Origin of the sequence: Pseudomonas sp. Colony2, from assembly GCF_019382755.1 — a bacterium.
Taxonomy (GTDB): Bacteria; Pseudomonadota; Gammaproteobacteria; order Pseudomonadales; family Pseudomonadaceae; genus Aquipseudomonas.
Genome location: NZ_CP080030.1, coordinates 3165983 through 3187416 on the forward strand (window position 1 = coordinate 3165983; position 21434 = coordinate 3187416).

At 60.2% G+C, this 21434-nt stretch carries 26 protein-coding genes; 12 read left to right on the top strand and 14 right to left on the bottom strand.

Annotation, left to right across the window (positions count from 1 at the left end):
* The first annotated feature begins 129 nt into the window (after window positions 1-129).
* Window positions 130-630, top strand: coding sequence for a DUF2165 family protein (locus JV201_RS12740; protein WP_102606270.1), 501 nt, complete (start codon window positions 130-132; stop codon window positions 628-630).
* 117 nt (window positions 631-747) lie between these two features.
* On the opposite strand, the gene JV201_RS12745 is transcribed toward JV201_RS12740, so the two are convergent.
* On the bottom strand, window positions 748-1404 hold the full coding sequence (locus JV201_RS12745) for a metalloregulator ArsR/SmtB family transcription factor (protein ID WP_177054337.1): 657 nt from the start codon (window positions 1402-1404) through the stop codon (window positions 748-750).
* A gap of 181 nt (window positions 1405-1585) precedes the next feature.
* Here JV201_RS12745 and JV201_RS12750 point away from each other — a divergent pair, with 181 nt between their 5' ends.
* Both JV201_RS12750 and JV201_RS12755 read left to right on the top strand, forming a co-directional pair.
* Entirely contained in the window at window positions 1586-2644 is a 1059-nt protein-coding gene (locus JV201_RS12750; protein WP_219407016.1) for a YhcG family protein, read from the top strand.
* Window positions 2645-2722: 78 nt separating this feature from the next.
* Entirely contained in the window at window positions 2723-3922 is a 1200-nt protein-coding gene (locus JV201_RS12755) for a lysozyme inhibitor LprI family protein (RefSeq protein ID WP_219407017.1), read from the top strand.
* A 4-nt stretch (window positions 3923-3926) separates the two neighbouring features.
* On the opposite strand, the gene JV201_RS12760 is transcribed toward JV201_RS12755, so the two are convergent.
* From JV201_RS12760 to JV201_RS12770, 3 genes are all read right to left on the bottom strand, one after another.
* Window positions 3927-4247: a hypothetical protein gene (locus JV201_RS12760; protein ID WP_219407018.1), complete on the bottom strand. Its 321-nt coding sequence runs from the start codon at window positions 4245-4247 to the stop codon at window positions 3927-3929.
* Between the two features lie 347 nt (window positions 4248-4594).
* On the bottom strand, window positions 4595-5071 hold the full coding sequence (locus JV201_RS12765) for a hemerythrin domain-containing protein (protein ID WP_008435010.1): 477 nt from the start codon (window positions 5069-5071) through the stop codon (window positions 4595-4597).
* A gap of 190 nt (window positions 5072-5261) precedes the next feature.
* Window positions 5262-5819 (bottom strand): ATP-dependent Clp protease proteolytic subunit, encoded by a 558-nt coding sequence (locus JV201_RS12770; protein WP_102368860.1) that lies wholly within the window; start codon window positions 5817-5819, stop codon window positions 5262-5264.
* Window positions 5820-5975: 156 nt separating this feature from the next.
* Here JV201_RS12770 and JV201_RS12775 point away from each other — a divergent pair, with 156 nt between their 5' ends.
* Complete coding sequence (locus JV201_RS12775; RefSeq protein ID WP_003207401.1) at window positions 5976-6197, top strand: PLD nuclease N-terminal domain-containing protein; 222 nt, start codon at window positions 5976-5978, stop codon at window positions 6195-6197.
* Between the two features lie 54 nt (window positions 6198-6251).
* Here the strand turns inward: JV201_RS12775 and JV201_RS12780 are convergent, their stop codons facing one another.
* Entirely contained in the window at window positions 6252-6812 is a 561-nt protein-coding gene (locus tag JV201_RS12780) for a type 1 glutamine amidotransferase domain-containing protein (protein WP_003207402.1), read from the bottom strand.
* A 29-nt stretch (window positions 6813-6841) separates the two neighbouring features.
* The gene (locus JV201_RS12785; protein WP_219407019.1) at window positions 6842-7345 is read right to left on the bottom strand and encodes a DUF4142 domain-containing protein; all 504 of its coding nucleotides are present in this window, start codon (window positions 7343-7345) and stop codon (window positions 6842-6844) included.
* A 197-nt stretch (window positions 7346-7542) separates the two neighbouring features.
* On the opposite strand from JV201_RS12785, the gene JV201_RS12790 reads away from it, so the two are divergent.
* The 3 genes from JV201_RS12790 to JV201_RS12800 are packed head-to-tail and all read left to right on the top strand — an operon-like array spanning window position 7543 to window position 8972.
* Window positions 7543-7767: a hypothetical protein gene (locus tag JV201_RS12790; RefSeq protein ID WP_003207405.1), complete on the top strand. Its 225-nt coding sequence runs from the start codon at window positions 7543-7545 to the stop codon at window positions 7765-7767.
* Window positions 7768-7782: 15 nt separating this feature from the next.
* A complete protein-coding gene (locus JV201_RS12795; RefSeq protein WP_008435015.1) occupies window positions 7783-8214 on the top strand; it encodes a hypothetical protein in 432 nt (143 codons plus the stop codon).
* Window positions 8214-8972, top strand: coding sequence for a DUF72 domain-containing protein (locus JV201_RS12800; RefSeq protein WP_219407020.1), 759 nt, complete (start codon window positions 8214-8216; stop codon window positions 8970-8972). The genes JV201_RS12795 and JV201_RS12800 overlap by 1 nt, the downstream gene beginning before the upstream one ends.
* Here the strand turns inward: JV201_RS12800 and JV201_RS12805 are convergent.
* The 3 genes from JV201_RS12805 to JV201_RS12815 all read right to left on the bottom strand — a co-directional run bounded on the left by JV201_RS12805 (window position 8930) and on the right by JV201_RS12815 (window position 12045).
* Window positions 8930-9718: a DeoR/GlpR family DNA-binding transcription regulator gene (locus JV201_RS12805; RefSeq protein ID WP_003207411.1), complete on the bottom strand. Its 789-nt coding sequence runs from the start codon at window positions 9716-9718 to the stop codon at window positions 8930-8932. The genes JV201_RS12800 and JV201_RS12805 overlap by 43 nt on opposite strands.
* Before the next feature lie 399 nt (window positions 9719-10117).
* Entirely contained in the window at window positions 10118-11059 is a 942-nt protein-coding gene (locus JV201_RS12810) for an alpha/beta hydrolase (RefSeq protein ID WP_003207412.1), read from the bottom strand.
* Window positions 11060-11157: 98 nt separating this feature from the next.
* Window positions 11158-12045 (bottom strand): LysR family transcriptional regulator, encoded by an 888-nt coding sequence (locus JV201_RS12815; RefSeq protein ID WP_219407021.1) that lies wholly within the window; start codon window positions 12043-12045, stop codon window positions 11158-11160.
* Between the two features lie 131 nt (window positions 12046-12176).
* On the opposite strand from JV201_RS12815, the gene JV201_RS12820 reads away from it, so the two are divergent.
* The gene (locus tag JV201_RS12820; RefSeq protein ID WP_219407022.1) at window positions 12177-13022 is read left to right on the top strand and encodes an SDR family NAD(P)-dependent oxidoreductase; all 846 of its coding nucleotides are present in this window, start codon (window positions 12177-12179) and stop codon (window positions 13020-13022) included.
* 3 nt (window positions 13023-13025) lie between these two features.
* Here JV201_RS12820 and JV201_RS12825 read toward each other — a convergent pair whose 3' ends face one another.
* On the bottom strand, window positions 13026-13781 hold the full coding sequence (locus JV201_RS12825) for a DeoR/GlpR family DNA-binding transcription regulator (protein WP_219407023.1): 756 nt from the start codon (window positions 13779-13781) through the stop codon (window positions 13026-13028).
* Window positions 13782-13863: 82 nt separating this feature from the next.
* Here JV201_RS12825 and JV201_RS12830 point away from each other — a divergent pair, with 82 nt between their 5' ends.
* Together JV201_RS12830 and JV201_RS12835 are read left to right on the top strand one after the other, a co-directional pair.
* Window positions 13864-14451: an NUDIX domain-containing protein gene (locus JV201_RS12830; protein WP_219407024.1), complete on the top strand. Its 588-nt coding sequence runs from the start codon at window positions 13864-13866 to the stop codon at window positions 14449-14451.
* A complete protein-coding gene (locus tag JV201_RS12835; protein WP_219407025.1) occupies window positions 14451-15653 on the top strand; it encodes a lipase family protein in 1203 nt (400 codons plus the stop codon). The genes JV201_RS12830 and JV201_RS12835 overlap by 1 nt, the downstream gene beginning before the upstream one ends.
* Window positions 15654-16009: 356 nt before the next feature.
* On the opposite strand, the gene JV201_RS12840 is transcribed toward JV201_RS12835, so the two are convergent.
* Window positions 16010-16450 carry a hotdog fold domain-containing protein gene (locus JV201_RS12840; RefSeq protein ID WP_008435232.1) on the bottom strand — a complete coding sequence of 147 codons (441 nt, stop codon included), beginning with the start codon at window positions 16448-16450 and terminating at the stop codon, window positions 16010-16012.
* 145 nt (window positions 16451-16595) lie between these two features.
* Between JV201_RS12840 and JV201_RS12845 the strand changes: the two genes are divergently transcribed.
* Entirely contained in the window at window positions 16596-17213 is a 618-nt protein-coding gene (locus tag JV201_RS12845; RefSeq protein WP_219407026.1) for a TetR/AcrR family transcriptional regulator, read from the top strand.
* A 13-nt stretch (window positions 17214-17226) separates the two neighbouring features.
* Here JV201_RS12845 and JV201_RS12850 read toward each other — a convergent pair whose 3' ends face one another.
* Complete coding sequence (locus JV201_RS12850; protein ID WP_008435227.1) at window positions 17227-17676, bottom strand: Rrf2 family transcriptional regulator; 450 nt, start codon at window positions 17674-17676, stop codon at window positions 17227-17229.
* Window positions 17677-17820: 144 nt separating this feature from the next.
* Here JV201_RS12850 and JV201_RS12855 point away from each other — a divergent pair, with 144 nt between their 5' ends.
* Window positions 17821-18708 (top strand): NAD(P)/FAD-dependent oxidoreductase, encoded by an 888-nt coding sequence (locus tag JV201_RS12855; RefSeq protein WP_219407027.1) that lies wholly within the window; start codon window positions 17821-17823, stop codon window positions 18706-18708.
* A gap of 2 nt (window positions 18709-18710) precedes the next feature.
* On the opposite strand, the gene gudD is transcribed toward JV201_RS12855, so the two are convergent.
* Window positions 18711-20060 carry a glucarate dehydratase gene (gene gudD, locus JV201_RS12860; RefSeq protein WP_134326403.1) on the bottom strand — a complete coding sequence of 450 codons (1350 nt, stop codon included), beginning with the start codon at window positions 20058-20060 and terminating at the stop codon, window positions 18711-18713.
* 10 nt (window positions 20061-20070) lie between these two features.
* On the bottom strand, window positions 20071-21420 hold the full coding sequence (locus JV201_RS12865; RefSeq protein ID WP_008435222.1) for an MFS transporter: 1350 nt from the start codon (window positions 21418-21420) through the stop codon (window positions 20071-20073).
* Between the last annotated feature and the right edge of the window lie 14 nt (window positions 21421-21434).

Consider the following 21434-nt stretch of genomic DNA (forward strand, 5'->3'; position numbering starts at 1 on the left):
TGGGCAACAACGGTTACCGGATCTAAAAGTTTGCCTTGTGTAAGTTAAAGCGCTCACCGTATTATCCAAGTGTATTCTTGGTTATATGCCAAGAGCCTGATTTGCCCTACAGCAGACAAGGAGGTTTGGATGAGCGTCGAGCTATGGTTGCCGGGAGTTACCGCAGGGCTGTTCCTTATCACTCAGGCCTTGGGTTTGAGTGTCTGGCTGACCCTCGCCGTGGTCAACAATTTGCAGGCCTTTCGCAGCTCGGTCGGTGCGGTGGGCGCGACCATGGCCATGGCGCCACTGCACCAGGCTCCGGCCATCGACATACCCCTGTTAAGGCGCGCTGTGCGTTCCCACCACCTGCATCAATTGGCACTGCTGATTGTGTTGGCGCTGCAGGTGATCGCGGCAGTGGCGGCATGGACCGGCAGCTACCAGTTGGTCCTCGGTGATGGCCTCTCGGCCGCGCGGCCATGGCTCAATCTCGCCCTCAGCGGCTTCTCGGCTTTCGTTTTCGCGATGCTGCTGGGTGGCTTGTGGTTTGGCTACTGGATTCGCCAGGAGGGCTTGCAACTGACGCACTTGGTGCTGGCGATCTGGGCGCTGTTGGCGTTCGCTCTCTTCAACCTGCAATGGGCCTGACTTCGGCCTGAGGCTGCGATGGACTGCGCAGCAATGGTGAGTCCTGAACCGTTGGTGTATCCGGGACACTGCGGCGCTGGAATTACGGTTGCTGCGCAGCCCATCGCAGCCTCTTTCTTACGGGTGGCGGGGCTGGATGCTGTAGGCGCAGCGTCGATCCCCAGAGATCAAATGCTCGCAGCGTTCCACCACATTCTCATCGCCCAGCGCAGCCTGGAAAATCTGCAACTCCGAGCGGCAGAAACCCTGGCATTTGCGGGCGGCCACGCAGATCGGGCAGTGGTTTTCCACCAGTAGCCAGCCTTCGTCCAGCGGCTCCATCTGCGCCATGTACCCGGCGCGCTCACGAATCTGCACCAGGATCGCGACTTTCTCCTGCAAGCTCGATGCGGCGGAGCAGGCCTGGATGTATTCGTGCTTGGCGGTCGCCTCCATGCTGGCGATGACTTTTTCCACGCCTTCACTGCCAAAAATCCCTTCGATGGACTCGATCAGGTGCAAGGTCAGCACGCTATGGGAATCCGGGAATTTGCTCTGGGCGGTCTCGGTCAGGGTCCACTTCAAGGATGGCCGACCGGCACCCGAGATGGGGGCTGATACGCCGACGATCAACTCCGCGACCTGCAACTTCTGGATTTGCTGGCGGGCGGCTTCGGAGGTGATTTCCAGCAGTGCAGCCAGGTCCGTGGTTTTCAGCGGGCCACGGGTCTTGAGCAGGAACAGGATGCGGTCCCCGGTGGATGCCTGGCTGTCGTCGGTGGGTGTGGCGTTCATAGATCGGGAATAACCGTGGAAGTGACTGGGCCATTTGACCACAGCACGCACGTTGGGGCACCCCTTGATCCGCGTGAAGGTACGGTTCCCGTTGATTTGTATCGAAAGCATTCTGCTGGCCCATTCCGGATTGTCCCCTCGCTACCATCGACCGCCTGCCGAACCCATGAGGGAGAAAGGAATGCGTGAGACCCCCGATAGCCTGACCACACCACCCGAGGGATACAGCGACTGGCTGACCGACCTCAAGGGGCGAATCCACTCCGCCCAGCAACGCGCCACCCTGGCGGTAAACCGCGAGCTGGTGTTGCTGTATTGGCAAATCGGCCAGGATATTCTGACCCGGCAAGCGCGGCAGGGCTGGGGGACCAAGGTGATTGAGCGGCTGGCGCAGGATTTGCGTTCGGCGTTTCCGGAAATGAAGGGTTTCTCGCCGCGTAACCTGAAGTACATGCGCGCATTTGCGGAGGCGTGGCCGGACTCCGAATTTGTGCAACAGGCTGCTGCACAATTGCCCTGGGGCCATAACCTGGTGTTGCTGGACAGGCTGCCCGGGCCCGAAACCCGTCGCTGGTACATTGCCCAGGCCATCGAGCACAACTGGTCGCGCAACATCCTGATGATGCAAATCGAGGGTCGCCTGCTGGAGCGCAGCGGCAATGCGGTCAGCAACTTCGAGGGGCTGCTACCCAAGGCGCAATCCGACCTGGCTCGCGAATCGCTTAAGGATCCTTACCGTTTCGACTTCCTCGGCCTGACCCTTGACGCGCAGGAACGTGAAATCGAAAACGCCCTGGTCAAACATGTCACCGATTTTCTGCTGGAGCTGGGCGCCGGTTTTGCCTTCGTGGGTCGGCAGGTGTTGCTGGACGTGGGAGGCGAGGAGTTTTTCGTCGACCTGCTGTTTTATCACCTCAAGCTGAGGTGCTACGTGGTCATCGAACTCAAGGCCGGCAAATTCAAACCCGACCATCTGGGGCAGCTGGGCTTTTACCTCGCGGCGGTAGATTCCCAGCTCAAGCACCCACAGGACAGCCCCACCATCGGCCTGCTGCTGTGCAAGAGCAAGAACGAAGTAGTGGCCGAATACGCCCTGCGTGACAGTTCGCGCCCCATTGGTGTTGCCGAGTATCAACTGGTGGAATCACTGCCTGCAGAGCTGCAAACCAGCTTGCCGAGCATCGAACAGATTGAGCGTGAGCTGGCAACTGATCGGCCCTCCATGGCAAGTGTTTCGTAGTACTGTGCCGGCAGGCTGGACATTGGCAATCGCGTCGGCACAATAAGCGCCTTGAAAGGAACTCACCCAAGGAAAGCCATGGCCCGCCGTATTCATTCTGCCTACCCAATGTTGTTGCTCACTGGCGTGCTGATGGGCGCGGGGATGCCTGCCAGTGGCGCGTCCTTTGATTGTAAAAAGGCCTCCACCACGGTGGAAAAGGCCATTTGCGCCAGTCCCGAACTAAGCGAACTCGACAGTACGCTGGGGGTGTATTACAGCCAGGCGATGGCCAAGCTGGCACCCGAGCAGCGCGACGAATTGCGCCGTGGCCAGCGCGCCTGGCTGCAGACTCGCAACGCATGTACCAGTGAACCGGAACAACTGCCCGGCTGCCTGCAATCCCAACTGAGCCAGAGAGTGGTCGAGGTGGGTACGATCACCCACAAGGACACGGCAGCCGTTGACGCAATCATCGCCAGTATTCCCTACCATCCGGCACAAGCGGCAGAAGGGCTCAGGCGGTATCCGATGAACGACCTGGCTGCTGCCTGGCTGGTCTACCTGCAGCGTTTTGAACCTGACAGTGGCGTGACGGAGAATGAGGCCGAGGAGAATCGCAAGCAGGTTCTCATAGCACTCAAGGAAGACAGTTTTCCCTGGTCGATCTGGCAGGACCTGCAGAATGATCCTGCTGTCAGCCGTGACCGGGTGATGTTGACCTTGCTGCGCATGATGATCGAGCGCCAACAGTATGAGATGTACGCCGACCAACGCCCGTATGTGCACTGTTTCGTTTTCAGCCGGCAGGGTGAGGTCGCGTATGAGTCGTTCGGGTCGTTGTACGGCTCCACCCGCGACAGCTTTGCGCCGATTTGTGCCCCTCAGGGTGATCTGTTTGCACAGCCGGCCTGGAAGCGGCTGGACGATTCGTTTACCGCGCCTTTGTCCACTGCATCGCAGAACGAAGGCACCATCCGCTTTGCCAGCTACGCCGACTGGAACACGCTTTCCCTCAAGGCCACCGCGTCGCCTCGGCTGTTTCTCCATCCAGGCGCCGCAGGCAAGACCCAGGATCCTGAATTAACGCTGCGCAACTGGGGCGCTGATAAACAATGGCCCGCCAAGCAACGCCAGCAGGCGCTGGCGGCCATTGAACCGGCGCGCCAAGTCACGAGCGAATGGTTGCAGCGCGAGCGGGGCTTCTCTGCTGTTGATGCCCGGCAAGCGTCCCGGGAAATCGTTCGGCAGTGGTTGAACTTGCGCCTGGACTTTATCGGTGGCCCAAGCGAGCTCTAATTTCTCAACTTCCCGATGCAGGAACGGTTTTCTTGCCGCTCTTGTTGGCGGGATGCTGGGTCGAGGTGCCTTTGTGGCGGATGCTCTTCACGCTTTTTGACGGCGCGGGTGCTTTGGTTTCAGCGCCCTTGTTGCCGCTGCTATCGGCCCCTGAAGGGCTGCTGGGATAGGTGCCGGGTGGCAGCGCCGAACCGGGTGGGCTGTCGCCGCTCAAGGCGGGTGCCTCGGGGGCGGTATTGTCGCCGAAGGCTGCGTAGGCGGGGGCATACAGAACGAGCGTCAAGCTGGCGGCGAGTACGATCCTTTGGGAAATGCTGGTCTTCATGACTCAATCCCTCTTGGCGATTGGGACCGAAGCCCGGACCACATCCGGGCTTCGGCGACGCCTCAATCAAGACTTCTTGGAGCCTGGGGCGTGGCCATGAGCCCCGCCTTTTTTGCCCGCTTCAGAAGCCTTTGCGCGGTCATTGGCGACATTGCCGCCTGAACCCTGGCCGCCGCTTTTACGCGTGGTTTCTTGCTGATCCTTGTGACCAGCGCCTGAGGTGGTTTTTCCACTGTTAGCCATTTTCAAAACCCTCAATGATGAGCGAATCAATGGTGTTGCCTAATTGGGAATCCGCCAGCCAAATCAAAGTTTGAAAAAGTTTCCAGCCATGCGACGAATGGACATCACGCCGCCATTGGCTTGGCCCCGGGCGCCTTCTTGTGCGCGGCTTTCATCGCTTCCATCTCTGCTCCAAGCTCTTCGAGCAATGCCTTGCCCAGCAGCTTCCTGGCCTGCGGGAACATCTCGCTTTCTTCTTCCTCGATGTGGTGTTCCAACAGTTCCTTGACCACTTTGACTCGCCCGGAAAACTCGGTCGTGGAGGGTGAGGTCTGCTTCAGGTCTGGCAGTACGAGGGAGTCGACGGTGCGGTGTTCTTCCTTGGCTTCGTGGTACATGATTTCCTGATCCTTGCCCCCAGCCTTGCGAAAAGCCGGATAGAGGATTTCTTCCTCAAGGCGGGTGTGAAGGCTGATTTCCATTTCCAGTTTCGCCAGTAGCTCGGTGCGCTTTTTGACGCCGCGTTCAGTAGACTCACTCAGCTGGTTCAGGATGGCTTTGACGCGTTCGTGGTCGGCCTTGAGAAGATCAATGGCATTCATGGGTGACACCTCACGGGTAGCGAAAGGGCGGGTCGAATTGCCCGCCTGTCCAGACCTCTACAGCATGAGTTGTACCAAGTTGAGCGGAATATTTATTGGCTTATAAATCAATAGTTTATATCGAATAAATATCGACGCTGGTCGTGCAGGTTGCACGGTCCAGTGGCGGCTGGCATGCATTAAACCATGCCTAGCCGCCGCTGACTTTCCAGTGCTTAATGTCGTCGGCAAACACGATCTGCTCGACCTCATGGGCAATCCCGTAGGCCAGTGACTCGTGGGCGGCGATGACTTTTTCCTCGGCCGAGAGGCACTTGAAAATATCCAGGTGGGTTTCGGCGCTGGCGGTTTCCAGTTCGTAGATTTTCACGTAGCGCGCCAGGTCGTTGTCCAGGCTCGACAGGTATTCCCGCAGGCGCTGGTGGTCTACCGAGTTCTGGTTGAAATACCAGTTCATCGGATGGATCAGGAAGCGCGAGTGTGGCGTGGTGATCCGGCGGTTTGCCGCCAGGAACATGATGATGCCCATGGACTCGATGTTGCCTGCATTGATCGCACACAGCGGCACCGGCAGGGACTTGAGGAAGGTGTAGAGGGTAAAGCCGAAATTGGTGCTGCCACCGGTGGTCGACAGGTTCAACAGCAACGAACTGGCGCCTTGCTCGATGGCGTCCAGGCAGCAATCCCGAAAGCGCTCGGTGGTGCCCTGATCAATCTGGCAGTGAAAGTGGATGATGTGCTCGGTCATCCCGGGCCTCCGAGGGGTAAAAGGTAGTGTCCATTTGAGTCTAGAAGGTTACGGCCCGTGTGCCGCAACCGTCGGGCGAGAGCCATCCGTTGCAATTTTAATGAACCCTCGGGCGCGTTGCTTGACCTAACGCATACGACCTCAGGAGGATGAATCATGCAAATCGAATATGTCTGGATTGGCTTGGCGGTGATTCTGGTGCTGCTGGAACTGTGGGCGATCAACAGCGTTCTGCGCAGTGGCAGTGGCTGGGAGACCAAGGGGTTATGGCTGGTGGTACTGATCTTCATGCCGCTGTTGGGGCTGATCCTCTGGGCGCTGTTTGGACCCAAGGGTGTGAACCGGGCGACACATGCCACTGAGCATGGCAAAGGCTAAGACAGAATCGAAAAAAAACAGGCGCCCGAGGGCGCCTGTTTGCATTGGCGGGCGTCAAGCCGCCAGTGTCTTGGCAATGGCCTCATTGAACGCCGGCAAGTCGTCGGGCGTGCGCGAGGTAATCAGAGTCCAGCCATTGGCCGGGCATTCCTTCACCTGCGTATCCACCCAGTTTGCTGCGCCGGCATTGACCAGGTCAGTGCGCACGCTTTTGTAGGAGGTGAGGGTCTTGCCGCCGATCACGCCGGCATCAATCAGGGCCCAAGGGCCATGGCAGATGGCGGCTACGGTTTTCCCGGCCTTGACGAAGTCGTTGATCAGCCGCAGTGCATCGGCGTCCTGGCGCAGGGTGTCGGCATTGACGGTGCCCCCGGGGATGACCAGTGCATCGAAGTCACTGCCGTGCAGGTCAGAGAGCTTGGCGTCGGACTCTACCGTCCTGTCTTTCTCGGTGTCCTTGAGAAAGGTCTGGGTGCTGCCACCTTTGCTGGAGCCGTGGGTCACCGTGGCGCCGAAACCACGCAGGGCTTCCAGCGGCTTGAGCAACTCGTCGCGCTCGATACCGGTGTTGGAGGTGATGATCAGAATCTTCTTGCCGTGCAGTTGCGAACTCATGGTCGAGTGTCTCCTGAGTGGGTCAATGATTAATTGGCGTGCTGGGACTGCAACTCCTTGGCCATCTTCAGATGGGTTTCGAGAGTCGGCAGGGTCTTCTCGGCAAACGCCTTCAGTTCGGCGTTATCCGAGGAGTCGGCTTCTTTTTTGAACAGGGCCACGGTGTCTTCGTGGGCCTTTACCTGGTTGTCGGCGTAAGCCTTGTCAAAGGACTCTTCACGGATTTCCAGGATCATTTTCTTGGCCTTGTCGGTGAGGCTGGCATCGTCGGGCACCTTGATGTCGAGCTTCGTCGCCAGGGCCATCAGCTCCTGGTTGGCCTTGGTGTGGTCGGTGATCATGTGCTGGGCAAACGCCTTGATATCAGCGGCACCGCTCTTTTCCAGCGCCAGTTTGCCGGCTTCTACTTCGGTGATGCCGCCCTGGGCTGCGGCGTCAACGAAGTCATTGGAAGTGGCGGCCATGGCCACACCCATCGAGCCCGCGGCCAGCGCGAAGGTCAGTCCCATTTGTTTCATCAGCAAGTGCTTCATGATGCTTCTCCTGAAGAGTGGCGCGATGCCGTTACCTGACTGTTGAGGGGGGCCCAGCGCAAAAGGTTTAAATTAATTTGCGCTTATTTTTCGGTGCCGCACCCGAGGCAATTTCCTTGAACTATCGAAAAACCTTGGGCTCTGCTGCATAACGGCTCCGCGCTGGAGCCTGGCCTTTTAACCGCAGGAGAATCCCCATGGGCACTGAAAAAACCGCCGACAAAACCCCTGATGCGATCAGCTCTGAACAGGCGCAGAAAGGTCGCCAGGCTGCCGACCAGGACAGCTCTTTACAGCGTCCCAATCCCAAGACAGAAACCATCGATAAGGTGATCACGCCGACGTCCATCAAGGACACACAACGGCAAACCGAGCAGATCAACGAGCAAGCCGCCAAGGCCGAGCGCAAGCTGGGTCAGTGAAGAACGGAGGCAGTCATGGGGCGATCCATCAGCGCCGGGGAACTGGGGATTGAGCTCAAGCCCGGTGATGACAACGCACTGTTCAAGTGGTTTGTCGCCAGCTTCCTGATGGGCAAGCGCATTCAGGCGCAGATCGCGGCGCAGGCCTATCAGGTGATTGTGGTGAAGCATGGCCGGGACACCCCGCGCAAACTGCAACACTGCACCTCTCGCGAACTGGTGGCCATGCTCGGTGAGGCGCATTACGTGCGTTACGACGAAAGCACCGCGCAACGCCTGCTCGACCTCAGCAGCAAGTTGAATGCGGAGTACGCGGGCAAGATCAGCCATATCCACGATGCCAGTGCCGACCGTGGGGAGTTTGAAAAACGCTTGAATGCGTTCGAGGGCGTCGGGCCGAAGACGGTGGAGATTTTCATGAGGGATGCGGCGTCGGTGTTGTTCTGATGCCGATTTTTCTCGGTTGTGCCGGTTGGAGCCTGCCTCGTGAGCAATGGCCACGGTTTCCCCGACAGGGCACTCATCTGCAACGTTATGCCGCGTGCTTGAATGCGGTTGAAATCAACAGCTCCTTCTACCGCCCCCATCGCCCGCAGACCTACGCACGATGGGCGCAGTCAGTGCCGTCGGGCTTTGGTTTTTCGGTCAAGGTGCCACGGCACATCACCCATGAATTACGTCTGCGTGACTGCGATACGGCATTGGATGAGTTCCTTGCACAGTGCTTGCAATTGGGCGACCGCCTGGGCTGCCTGCTGGTACAATTGCCGCCTTCTTTAAGCTACGACCCGATCATTGCCGGCGGATTTTTCCCAGCCTTGCGTCAACGCTTCCCTGGGCCTGTGGTGCTTGAGCCGCGGCACGCCAGCTGGGTGCAGGCCGACGGGCTTTTGCAGGATTACCAGATAGGACGGGTCGCCGCCGACCCGCCGGTGATCGCTGATGGGGATGCACCGAAAGGCTGGCAAGGTGTGCGTTATTGGCGCCTGCATGGTTCGCCGCGTATTTATCACAGCGCTTACGAAGCCGAGCGTTTGTGCGCGCTGGCCGAGGTATTGAGAGCCTCCCTGGAGGAGGGCATTCCGACCTGGTGTATTTTCGATAATACGGCCAGCGGTCATGCGCTGGTCGATGCGCTTGCCCTTCAAGCGATGCTTGCCCCTCAGGCATCCACTTGCATCACCTCCAGCCCCAGGCATTCATAAGCCTCGACGCTGCCCGGCGGCACGTGCCACTCGGTAATCAGGGTATGAATGCGGCTGCACGGTGCCACTACGAATGGCTCCACGGCGCCCAGTTTGTCGGCCAGGGTGACGGCCACCACGTGGGAGGCGCTGTCGAGCATAGCCTGTTTTACCGCCACTTCCTCGAAGTGCAACGAGCTGATGCCGACCTGTGGATGCAGTGCGCACACACCCGTGAACAGCAGGTCGGCCTTGATGCCCTGGATCAGCCGCAATGCTTCATGCCCGCTGGCGGCCATGGTCACCGGGTTGAGTTGGCCACCGGCAAGGATCACCGTCACATTGGGATGTTCGGACAACGCGATGGCAATCATCGGTGAGTGCGTGACGGCGGTCAGCTTGATGGAATGCGGTAGTGACTGGGCGATTTGCAGGGTGGTGGTACCGGAGTCGAACAGCACGATCTGGCCGTCCTCCACGCGATCGGCGGCGAGTTGCGCCAGGTGGCGTTTGGTCGCGGTGGTTTCGCCAAACCGGGTGAAGAAATCCTTGCCGGTGTCCTTGGGCCGTGGCAGCGCACCTCCATGCACGCGTTGCAGCAGACCGGCGGAGGCGAGTTCGCCAAGGTCGCGGCGAATGGTGTCCTGGGAAACAGCGAAATGTTCCACCAGTTCCGAGGCGGTGACCTTGCCGTCGCGCTCCAGCAGCAACAGGATTTTCTGTTTGCGCAGGGAGGGCAGGTCGATGGCAGCATGGGTGTTATGCATGTTTTTGCTCGTTGATGCGTGTTTATGCGAGATTAATCAGCATTAGGCGCAAACGCAATGGGTTGGGGTGTCGGTGATGCCCTGCCGAGTGAGCTGAGCACCATGGAAAAACCACACCCGGTCCGGTACCAAACCCCATGGTTTCGATTCGCGAGGTGATGCAGGAGATTTTGCTGCCGCCAAGCTTTCCAACAGGGCATTACTGAGCAAAAAAATCGTAAAAAAGTAAAAAGAGTTGTCCACGAAAACCGTGGGTATCTCTGTGGATAACTTCGCTTGAGCCCGGCGGGTATGGCGATTTAACCTGCGGTTAATATTTGATCAGTCACTGTTTATGGCCAGTATGGGCAGGCTTTGCGCCTTGACAGGCACCGGCGAAACCGGTGCCGAAATGCAGATTTACGAGTCGTTTGGGCGCCCGGTGGAGGGCCCGGCAACCTGAGTGGCGCGCTTCGATTGCATCAGGCTGTCCAACGCCTGGCGATAACTGCTGCCGGCCAGTCGCATGCTGTCGTTATGAGTGGCACCGGGTACCAGCAACAGGTGTTTCGGCTGTTGGGCGGCGTCAAACAGTTGCTGGCTGAAGCGCGGTGGCACGAAGGCATCGGCGAGCCCGTGAACCACCAGCAGCGGCATGTGGATATCAGCGATCTTGTCAATGGAATCGAACTTCTGCGACAGCAGCCAGCGCACCGGCAATGACGTATTGGCTACTGCTGTGGCCACATCTGCCAGGGAGGTAAAGGTGGACTCGATGACCAGTCCGCGCACTGGCGGCGGCACCTGATTGTTCGCTGCCTGCTTGCCCAGTTCCACCGCGAGGTCGATGGCCACCGCGCCACCCAGGGAGTGCCCGTAGATGAGGCGCTTGGCAGGATCGGGTTGCAGCACCTGGAAGCGTTCCCAGGCAATGCGCGCGTCTTCGTACACGCTGGTTTCCGACGGCAGGTCGCCTCGACTCTGGCCGAAGCCGCGGTAGTCGATGGCCAGTACGGAAAAGCCCAGGGCCCGCAGCTGTTCGATGCGAAACAGTTGGCCAGTGAGGTTCCAGCGCACGCCGTGCAGGTAGAGAATTGCCGGCGCGTCCTTCTGTGCCGCTGGCCACCACCAGCCATGAATATTCTGCCCTGCCTTGAAACTCGCGGGTTTCAGGTCGAATTCCTGCACATCACGCGGCAACCCGCTGTACCAGCTGGCAGTGCCTGGCTCCACGCGAAACAGCAACTCGCGTTCCTTGTGTTGCAGCACGGCGCAACCCACGGGCAGGCCGATGATCAGGGCGGCCATGCATAGCAAGGGAAACCAGCGCAGGCCGAGACGGGACAGAAAACGTGAAGACATGAAGGTTCCAGGACACAGGCGAAGCACGGGTTTTAACAGATGCCCTGGCCGCGCAGGAAATATTCAGACGGTCGTCACCGGACATTGCTTGCAAAGTATTACATCGCCTCGTCCAGCAGAGAAAAGAAGTGCCCGGCCAAGGGGGAAGAATTGCTGGTGTTCCAGTTGAGGTAGAGCCCGATGCTGGAGGACGCGGCGGTGAGGGGCACAAACGCCACCTTGTCACGGGGCATCGAACGGGCAATGGACTGCGGCACCAGCGCCACACCAAACCCGCACGCCACCAGGCCAATCAGGGTGGGTAATTGATCGGCTTCCTGGACCACCCTTGGAGAGAAGCCCGCGGCCTCGCATAAAGCGATCAACTGGTGGTGATAGCCACTGCCCAATGCCTGGGGCGTGAACACAAAATCGGCGCCGGCAAAGTCCTTCAGCTCGATAGCGGCGTCATCCGCATTCGGATGGTCTGCGGGCAGCGCCAGCAGGATCGGTTCATCCAGCAGCAGCCGGGATTCGATGTTATCTGCCAGGCCTGGCAGGTAGCGCAAAAAAGCGATATCGGTATCACCACTCAACAAGGCCTTGGCCTGGTTGGCAGAGGGCATTTCCTTGATCACCAACTGAACCCTGGGGAACGCCAGGCGAAACTGCCTGAGGGTATCCAGCAACCACGGATAGCCGGTGATCGACACCGAGGTGATGGTGAGCGTGCCGGCGGTTCCCTGGGACACCTGCCGGGCTTGCTCAATGCCTTGCTGCAATTGCCCGAGGACGGTGTAGGCCGTCTGAAGAAACGCCGCCCCGGCTGGCAGCAGCTTCACGCCACGACGGTCACGCTGCAGCAGGGCAAACCCCAACTTTGCCTCCAGGCGATTGATCGCCTGGCTCAACGCTGGCTGCGCCATATGCAGGCGCTCCGCGGCCTGGTGAAAGTGCAGCGCTTCGGCAACGGCAACGAACTGGCGCAACAGGCGGGTTTCGATCATCTGGGCTGTTCCTTCAGGTAGATGGCGGTGTGGGGCTTGATACGACGCAGGTATCAATATCGCTGTTTTTCAGTATTAAACAGGACGGCCACGGGTTGTTAGGGTGGAGTGCCTATCAGGAGAACGCGACGATGGACTTTACAGGTAAAACCGCAATCGTGACCGGTGCCGCCCGTGGCTTGGGGTTCAGCTATGCGCGCGAGTTGGCGCGACTCGGCGCGCAGGTGGTAATCAGTGATATCGGTGCCGACACCCTCGGCGATGGGGCTGATCCCCAGGTGGTACAGGCGGCCGCGCTGGCGCTGCAGGGTGAAGGCCTGCGGGTGGTTGGCCACGCGGGTGACCTGTCCGGCGAAGCGGGGTGTCGAGCGCTGATCGAGTGCGCCATCACGCATTTCGGGCAGCTCGATATCCTGATCCACAATGCTGGCTGGGTCGGCTATCAGCCCATCGAGGCCGCCGACGAGGCTTTCATCCGGCGGGCCATGGACGTCAATGTCTATGCACCGATCTGGCTGTGCAAACACGCGTGGCAGCACCTCACGCGATCTGCCGCACCCCGCATTGTGCTGACCACCTCCGACCGTGCGATGTACACGCGCTACGTCCAGCCCGGCCTGGCGGCCTACAGCGCGGGGAAGATGGCGCAACTGGGGATCATGAATGCCTTGAGCGGGGAAGGGGCGGAGGCCGGGATCCTGGTCAATGCCATCTCACCCGTGGCCAAGACCCGCATGTGGGGCGTGACCGGCGAGCCGCACAACCTCAAGCCGGAATGGGTCACGCCTGGGGTGATCTTCCTGGCTTCGGCAGCGTGCCAGGACAGCGGCTATATTCTGCGTGCCAGCAACGGCCAGTTCACCGCCACGCGGTTCGCGGAAAATCCGGGGGTCGAGTATCCGGTTGACCTGGCGCGGGTCAACGCCTCGGACGCTGTGCAAGTCGCCGCGTTATGGCAAGCCATCAAGGACTGTTGACGGTCACGCCAGGTAAAGCGTCAGGCCCTGAGCTTCATAGGGTTGCAGCAGGGCACGCGGGGTACTGGCCAATGCGACGATCGCGCTGATGTGTGCCAGCTCCACCACCTGGTAGGGCGACGCGGTGTTGAGCTTTTCCGAGGTGGCCAGCACGATGGTTTCTGCGGCCGCGTGACACAACGCGCGCTTGACCACTGCCTCTTCATAATCGCCGGTAGACAGGCCGGCATTCGGGTGCACGCTGCACACCCCCATGAAATACAGGTCGGCATTGACCCGGCCGATGGCCTCCAGCGTGGCCGCCCCCACCCCCACCAGTGAGTGGCGAAACAGCCGCCCGCCGAGCATGATCACTTCAATCTGCGGATGATCCACCAGGGCCATCGCAATCGACGGGCTGTGGGTGACCACGGTGGCATTCAGTTCCGCCGGCAAGTGATGGGCCAGTTGCAGGCACGTGGTACCGCCATCGATAAACACCACCTGGCCGGGCTGCACAAGTTGCGCAGCCGTCCGGCCAATGGCGATTTTTTCCTCGGGTACCAAGTGTTCCCGTACCGAAAAATCAGCCATCGCGGGGGATGCCGGCAAGGCGCCGCCGTGCACCCGCAGCAGCAAACCTTCCTTGGCCATTTCCCGCAGGTCACGCCGAATCGTGTCCTCGGAAACCTCCAGTGCCTGGCTCAACTCCTTGGCAATCAGCCGGCCGTCGCGGTGCAGCGTATCCAGCAGGTGTTGTTTACGTTGTTGGGTCAGCATCGGAAGCTTCCTGCACGTTTTTTCTTGACTGTGCACGATTTTGCACGACATGCTGAATAACACAAGACAAAAAGGTCCTGCCATGGAAAACAGTCCCGTCCGCATCCACGCCGAAGAACTGCTCTCGGATAATTGGTATGTGCTGAAAAAGTACACCTTTGACCTGCGCCGCCGCGACGGCAGTTGGCAGTCCCAGACCCGGGAGATCTATGACCGGGGCAATGGCGCGACGATCCTGCTGTACAACCGCGAGCGGCGCACGGTGTTGCTGATTCGCCAGTTCCGCATGCCTAGCTACGTTAACGGCTACCACGGTTACCTGATCGAGTCTGCCGCCGGCCTGCTGGACAACGCCAGCCCCGAGGAACGCATTCGCCTGGAGGCGGAAGAAGAGACGGGCTACCGTGTGGGCCATGTAGAAAAGATCTATTCGGCCTTCATGAGCCCGGGCTCGGTGACCGAGCGCATTCACTTTTTCATCGGCGAATATCAGCCTGGCGACCGAGTCAGTGATGGCGGCGGGCTGGAGGATGAAGGTGAGGATATCGAAGTGCTGGAGTTGGGATTCGAGGAGGCCCTGGCCATGGTGGACAGGGCCGAGATCGTCGACGGCAAGACCATCATGTTGTTGCAGTACCTTGAATTGCGGATGTTGAAAGAGGGCTGGTGATGTCGCGTCGGTTATCGCTTGCGCTGGCGGTATTGCTGGCGGGATGCAGTGGTGTGAGCGCTGCGCAAACACCCGTCGGTGATGGTGGTGTTCCCGCGTTCTATACCTGGGCGGACAAGGTGCCCGCGTCACCCGGGCGGATGCTGCGCAGCGAGCCGTTGACCGAAAAGCAAAGCCTGGCCGAGGCGGGGCAGAATATTCGCATCCTGTACACGTCCACCGACGGTCTCGATACCCATAAACGGATTGTCGTTTCCGGTGCGCTGTTCCTGCCCAAGGGCACACCGCCGCCGGGTGGCTGGCCCCTGATGGCGTGGGCCCACGGCACGGTGGGGAGTGCCGATATCTGCGCGCCGTCGTTCGCCGGTCGCAGCCCTCGGGATACGCGCTATCTCAATTATTGGCTGGCTCAGGGCTACGCGATTGTCGCTACCGATTACCAGGGGCTTGGGACGCCTGGCCTGCATCCGTATGGTTTGACCAGCCCGCTGGCCTATGGGGTGCTCGACAGCATTCGCGCGGTAGGGGCGGGTGGTTTCGAACTCTCCAAACGTGTGGTGGTGTTTGGGCAGTCACAGGGTGGCCGTGCTGCGTTTGCCACGGCGGTCTATGCGAAAGACTATGCGCCCGAGTTGGATATCGTGGGGGTGGTGGCGACCGGTACGCCTTACGCGGCTGCCCATAAAACGGGAGACGGTGCCGAGTTGGAAAAGGCCCGCAGTTCGGTGGTGCCGACCTTTGCCTATAACTTGCTGCGGCTGAGTACTGTCACGTTGTTTGATCCTGGGTTTGTGGCTGCGGATTACTTGAGCGAGCGTGCAGTGCCTGCGTTTGAGAGCAGCCAGCGGGATTGTTTGCATGCCATTGAGCAGCGGGTGATGGCTGATGGGCTCAGCTTCAATGACAGTTTCAAGCGGTCGCCGAAAGAGGCGCTCGACAAGGTTTATCGTGAGTCGGCGTATCCGACGTTGAAGACGGATATTCCGGTTTTTGTCGGTACGGGGGGGCGGGATCAGGATGTGTTTGTGCCTGGGCAAAAGGCGTTGGTCAGGGATGCGTGCAAGGTCGGGGACCGGATTGAATGGCATTTTTATCCTGAGCTGGATCACTCCGCTACGGTCAATGGTTCGCTCGTGGACTCGACGCCGTTTGTGCGTAAGGCGTTTGCGGGGGAGGTGATTGGTGGGAATTGTGGGGGGTAGCTTTTTGGGGAGGTATATCCGTTATTCAGGTAACGGCGACTTATGGTTTCGCTCTTACAGCGAGTCACTTTGCAAAAGCCGGAATGCCGGCCCAGCCCAAAGTAAGTAAAGGGAGCTGCCTCCGCCGCATTATGTGGGAGCGGGCTTGCTCGCGAAAAACCTGAGAGCGCCACGTTGAATCAGGATACCCACGTCATCGTTAACGACCTTCGCGAGCAAGCCCGCTCCCACATTTGGACCGTGTCCGCCTTTGATTTTGCTGTTGCTTCACCCCACTCAAGCCGGCTGGTAGGCCGCTGTGAGAGCGCAACCCAATAGCGGCCATAACCGCAGCAACGGATATGCCCCCAACCCCATCACCCCAATTTCACATTCATGATAATCCGCGCGGTAAACACCAATTTCCCCTCCGCATCCAGCATCTCCACCGGCACCACCTTGTCACCCGCCGTTTGCCAGTCGATACCTTCGCCATTGGCCGTCGCCGTCACGCTGCTCTTGGCCTTGGCCAGATACTCCACCGTCATCCCCTTGGGAATCCACCGCGCACCCGCCGGCACGGAAACGTCCGTCATGGTACCCGCCGCCAACTCCGCCGCGTTGCACATGGCAATGGCATGCACCGTGCCCAGGTGGTTGGTGATGGCCTTGCTGAACGGCACTTCCACCGAGGCAAACCCCGGACGCAACTGGGTCATCAACGGATTGATGGTGCTGAAGTAGGGCGCCATCTGGCACGCCAGTTTGCTGAACGCTTCGGGGCCAACGCTGTTGAACATGCTCAGGGCCTGACTCATGGTGCTGCCTCGCTGATTAAATGAATTTTACGGAATATTGTTTCGTTACGGAATAATGTTCTGTAACGGAACAGTATTCTGCCCATGGGAAATCTGTCAAGCTGCCTGGGCTTATTCTTCTTCACTGACTGAGTTCCTGTTCAGCATGCAAACCCCGGATCTGCTTCAGCGTTGCTTCCCTGGCCGAAGGGCCGAATTGAAGCGCGATATCTTCAAGGCAGCCCTGGACCTGTTCAACGAGCAGGGCCTTGAAGCCACCACCATCGAGATGATCCGCGCGCGCTGCGATACCAGCGTCGGCGCCATTTATCATCACTTCGGCAACAAGGAAGGCCTGGTCGCCGCGCTGTTTTTTACCGCGCTGGAGGTCCAGGCCGAATTGCGTGGGCGCTACCTTGAATCGGCCAAAACAGCGAAGGAGGGGGTGTACGCACTGGTCCACAGCTATGTCGATTGGGTGGACAGCGAACCGCAGTGGGCGCGCTTCCAGTACCACGCGCATTTCGCGGTGACCAAGGGCCCGTTCGCCGCTGAACTGGAAAGCCGCAACCAGGCGCGCAACGCGTTGCTGAAGGAATGGATGGTGCTGCCTGGACGGGGTGATCAGCTCAGCCAGGTGCCCGCCGAACTCTTGCCATCACTGATCATCGGCCAGGCCGACAGCTACTGCCGTGCCTGGCTGGCCGGGCGCTCGGCCAGCAGCCCTCGGGTGTACCGGGAAACCCTGGCCGAGGCAGCGTGGCGCTCGGTGGGCGGCGCTTAGGGCGTCGCGTGCATCACGCACAGGGTGCGGGCGTTATCGCCACCCGATAGCGCTCGTCAAAATCATCCGCCAACTGTGCCAGCGTCACCTCTCCCAAACGCTGCAGCAGCAACGCCTGGGCATCGTCAAACGCCTGGTTCAGCGCCGCATTGACGGCCTGTTCCACCAGGCATTGCGGATGATCGGTGGACAGGCCGACGGCAAAGATCGACGACGTGCCAAGGGCATTGTGGATGTCCAGCAGGGTGATTTCACTCAGCGGCTTGCCCAGCATCCAGCCGCCCTGATGGCCTTTTTCCGAACGCACATAACCTTTTTCCTTGAGCAGGCCCAGGGTGCGGCGTACCACCACCGCGTTGGTACCAAGCATCTGCGCGATGGTCTCCGAGGTGGCGCGTTCCTCGTGGCGGCCCATGTGGATCAGCACATGGAGCATGCGCGAAAGCCGGGTGTCGTTTCTCATCTGCAAGCCTCTGGAGTTCCTGCCCGAAAGTATCGTTCGTAACGATTGGAGTTGCGAGACACTTGACGAGGTATTTTTATGTAACTTATGGTGTGTCGTGAGTGCCCGGCAACCGATGCAAGGGCCACCAGAGAGGTCATCTTCATGGTTTACGACGTGATTATCGTCGGCGGCAGCTACGCCGGAATGTCTGCCGGGCTGCAACTGGCGCGGGCTCGGCGCAAGGTGCTGGTGATTGACGCCGGGCAGCGGCGCAACCGGTTTGCGGCCACGTCCCACGGTTTCCTCAGCCAGGATGGCCAGCCGCCGGAGCTGATCGCTGCCGAAGGGCGAGGGCAGTTGATGGAATATCCGACGGTGACCTGGGTGCAGGACACCGCCGTTGAAGCGATTCGAAACCAGGATGGCTTCGTGGTGCGAACCCGTTGCAAGGGTGAGTTCAACGCTAAACGCTTGATTCTCGCTACCGGCGTGGTGGATGAGTTACCCGAGGTCGAGGGGTTGAAGGAGCGCTGGGGCAAGCATGTGTTCCATTGCCCGTATTGCCACGGCTATGAACTGGATCAAGGCCGCATCGGCGTGCTGGCGACGTCGCCGCTGGCCATGCATCACGCGATGCTGCTGCCGGACTGGGGCACCACCACGCTGTTTACCAACGGCGCATTTGTGCCGGATGCCGAGCAGCAGGCGCAACTGGATCGGCGTGGGGTCAGCGTCGAAAGCTCGGCGGTGCGGCGGATTGTCGGTGAGCGGGCGGATGTGGAATTGGCAGACGGGCGGATGATCGCGCTGGACGGTATTTTCACCCTGTCCCGTACGCGCATGGCCAGCCCATTGGCTGAGCAGTTGGGCTGTGAGTTTGTCGAAGGGCCGACCGGGCCCTACCTGCTGACCAACGAGACGCGCCAGACCACCGTGCCCGGTGTGTTTGCCTGCGGCGATGCCAACCTGGCCGGCGGCTCGGTGGCGCTGGCGGTCGGCGAGGGTGTGCGCGCCGGGGTGGGCGCGCACTTTTCGATGATCTTCAACTGAGGTCAGCGCACCAGGCACGGCCGCTTGTTATCGAACGTCCAGCCCGGAATCATGAACTGCATCGCCACGCTGTCATTGCGCGCACCCAGGCCCATGCCTTTGTACAGTTCATGGGCGTGGGCCACGGCGTCCATGTCGATGTCCACGCCCAGGCCCGGTTTGGCCGGCACCTTGATGTGGCCGTCGACAATCTTCAGCGGAGCCTTGGTCAACCGCTGGCCGTCCTGCCAGATCCAGTGGGTGTCGATGGCCGTGATTTCCCCCGGCGCGGCGGCGGCCACCTGGGTGAACATCGCCAGGGAAATATCGAAGTGATTATTGGAGTGCGAGCCCCAGGTCAGGCCCCATTCGTGGCACATCTGCGCCACGCGCACCGAGCCCTGCATGGTCCAGAAGTGCGGGTCGGCCAGGGGAATATCCACGGACTGCAACTGGATCGCATGCCCCATTTCCCGCCAGTCGGTGGCGATCATGTTGGTGGCGGTGGGCAGCCCGGTGGCACGGCGGAATTCGGCCATGACTTCGCGCCCGGAGTAACCGTTTTCCGCGCCGCAAGGGTCTTCAGCATAGGCCAGCACATGATGCTGGTCGCGGCACAGGGCGATGGCTTCTTTCAGTGACCAGGCGCCGTTGGGGTCCAGGGTAATGCGCGCATCGGGGAAGCGTTCGGCCAGTGCAGTCACCGCCTCGATTTCGTCGCCGCCGCGCAGTACGCCGCCTTTGAGCTTGAAGTCATTGAAGCCGTATTGCGCCTTGGCCGCCTCTGCCAGACGCACGATGGCTTCGGGCGTCATCGCCTTTTCATGACGCAGGCGGAACCAGTCTTCGGCATCGCCTTCGCTGCGATAGGCCAGGTCGGTTTGCTGGCGATCACCGATGTAGAACAGGTAGCCGAGCATCTTCACCGCGTCGCGCTGCTGGCCTTCGCCGAGAAGGGCCGCCACCGGGACTTCGAGGAATTGGCCGAGCAAATCCAGCAGCGCGGCTTCCATCGCCGTGACGGCATGGATGGTGATGCGCAGGTCAAACGTCTGCAAACCCCGGCCCGCCGAATCCCGCGCGGCGAAGGTCTGGCGCATGGCATTGAGAATGCTCTGGTACTGGCCGATGGGCTTGCCGATCACCAGGCTGCGGGCGTCTTCCAGGGTCTCGCGGATGCGTTCGCCGCCGGGTACCTCACCGACGCCGGTACGGCCGGCGCTGTCGGTAAGGATCACGATGTTGCGCGTGAAAAACGGCCCGTGGGCACCGCTGAGGTTGAGCAGCATGCTGTCGTGACCGGCCACCGGGATGACTTGCAGGCCGGTCACGACCGGGGCGCTGTTGGCGTGGTGCTGGTGTTCTGTGTTCATCGTGTAGTCCTTATTTGCTCAAGACGGGTGCGGGTTGCAGCACGCTGCTGGTGGTCGGGCCGGGCAGTGTCCTGGCGAAAAACACCAGGATGGCCGCAAGGATCGAAGTGCCCGCCAGGCCATACAAACCGCCCTGGATCGAGCCGGTGGTCTGTTCCAGGAAACCAAAGGTGGTGGGCGCGACAAACCCGCCGAGGTTGCCGATGGAGTTGATCAATGCGATCACCGCTGCGGCGATGCGTGCATCCAGGTAACCCTGGGGAATCGGCCAGAACAGCGAGGACGCCGACTTGAAGCCGATCGCCGCGAAGCAGATGGCGATAAAGGCAAAGATCGGCCCGCCAGTAGTGGAGAGGAACATGCCCACGGCGGCGATCAACAGTGCCGCAGCGACCCAGGCTTGCTGGAACTTGAATTTGCCCGCCAGTGCCGCGAAGGCGTACATCGCGATGATCGAGATCAACCACGGGATGGAGTTGTAGAAACCCACCTGGATGTCGCTCAGGTCGCCCATCTTTTTAATGATGCTCGGCAACCAGAAAGTGGCGGCATAGATCGTCAGTTGGATGCAGAAATACAGGGCGCAGAACAGCATGATCTGACGGTCCTTGAGCAGCTTGCCCAGGGTCGGCTTGACCGTGGTGGCGGCGTCACGCTCGCGCTGTTCGCGGTCGATCTCGCCCACCAGCGCATCCTTTTCTTCAAGGCTGAGCCACTTGGCGTCGTGGGGTTTGGAGTCCAGCCAGAACCACACGAAAAAGCACAGCAGCACCGACGCCATGCCTTCGATGATGTACATCCACTGCCAGCCATGCAGGCCCAGCCCGGTGATTTGCAGCAGCACGCCGGACAAGGGGCCGGAGATCAGCGAGGCGAGGGCCGAGCCGCTGAGGAAGATTGCAATCGCCTTGCCGCGTTCGACGCCGGGCAACCAGCGAGTGAAGTAGTAGATCACCCCGGGAAAGAAGCCCGCTTCGGCCACGCCCAGCAGAAAGCGCAGGATGTAGAAGTGGGTTTCGTTCTGGATAAAGGCCATCAATGTGGCGGTGATGCCCCAGGTGAACATGATGCGAGTCAGCCAGATGCGCGCGCCGACTTTTTGCAGGAGCATGTTGGACGGCACTTCGAACAGCGCGTAGCCGATGAAAAACAACCCGGCGCCGAAGCCGTAGGCGGCCGCACCAATGCCCAGGTCGTGCTCCATATGGGTACGCACAAAGCCGATGTTGACGCGGTCGATGTAGTTGACGATGAACATGATCACGAACAGTGGGAGCACATGGCTCTTCACCTTCTTGATCGCGCGGGCCAGGACCGGGTCGGTGGCAGGCGCAGCTGTCGCAGGGCTGGAAGGGGTCACGGGTCAAACTCCCA